General features: G+C 72.1%; 2 protein-coding genes and 1 pseudogene. All 3 read right to left on the reverse strand.

From position 1 onward, the window contains the following. Positions 1-65: 65 nt before the first annotated feature. Positions 66-263, reverse strand: coding sequence for a hypothetical protein (locus GL263_RS27475; protein ID WP_182858428.1), 198 nt, complete (start codon positions 261-263; stop codon positions 66-68). 15 nt (positions 264-278) lie between these two features. After that, positions 279-470, reverse strand: a complete 192-nt coding sequence (locus GL263_RS27480) for a mobile element transfer protein (RefSeq protein ID WP_182858429.1) — start codon at positions 468-470, stop codon at positions 279-281. A gap of 22 nt (positions 471-492) precedes the next feature. Continuing rightward, positions 493-768 (reverse strand): annotated as a pseudogene (locus GL263_RS27485) (DUF2637 domain-containing protein); the annotation flags it as partial.

A 768-nucleotide genomic window follows, 5' to 3' on the forward strand; every position in this document is an offset into this window, starting at 1 on the left:
GGGGAGGTGCGTGGTCATCGTGGTGGGCGGGAGCTGGGGGCGGAGCAGCATGGCGGGGTGTCCTTTCAGTCCGGGTCGGTGCCGTTGACGATGTCGACGCCGGTGCGGGTGCCGGAGTCGATGGCGGGGGCCAGGAAGGTCTGGTTGAGGTAGAAGCCGAAGAGTGCGATGACGGCGACGACCCACAGGCGGACGCCGAGGAACTTGATCGCGGCCCAGGCGATGACGCCCAGGACGAGGACGAGCGGCAGGGAGACGGTCACGGTCGGGATCTCCTGTCAGCGGACGGGGCAGCGGTGGGTTCGGGCGGCGAGTTCGGCGGCGGCGCGTGAGTCGTAGTCGGCGGAGAAGCCGCAGCGGGGTGCGGTGCAGGCGGCGGTGTGCTTCTCGCGGCCCCGGTGGTCGTAGGCGGTACCGACCTGGACGGGTCCGATGCGGGTCACGCGGCGGAAGCGTCGGTTCGCGGACATGCGGTGTGCCTCCTTGCCGGTGTCAGGTGAGGTGGGTGGCGATCTGCCGGGCGAGTTCCGGTGGCACGCCGAGTCGGGCGCGCAGGGTGTCGGTGTCGATGGGTTGGCCGGTCCGGTCGCGGTGTGCGGTGGCGACCTTCCGGGCGTGCTCGACCAGGGCGGCGGGAACGGGTGCACTCACGGTCGCGGGGGCCGCTTCGAGCACGGGAGGTGTGGCTGTCTCCGGTGTGGTCGGCGGTGCGGCAACCTCGGGGTCGGGCGGCTGCGGTGCTTGGTCGGGGGCCGGTGTCTCGTCTGG

This window comes from Streptomyces durbertensis (genome assembly GCF_014156695.1).
GTDB classification, from domain to species: domain Bacteria; phylum Actinomycetota; class Actinomycetes; order Streptomycetales; family Streptomycetaceae; genus Streptomyces; species Streptomyces durbertensis.

Excerpts from the sequence above, each read along its gene's own strand:
- GL263_RS27480 (WP_182858429.1), bottom strand. The coding sequence starts at position 470 with ATGTCCGCGAACCGACGCTTCCGCCGCGTGACCCGCATCGGACCCGTC.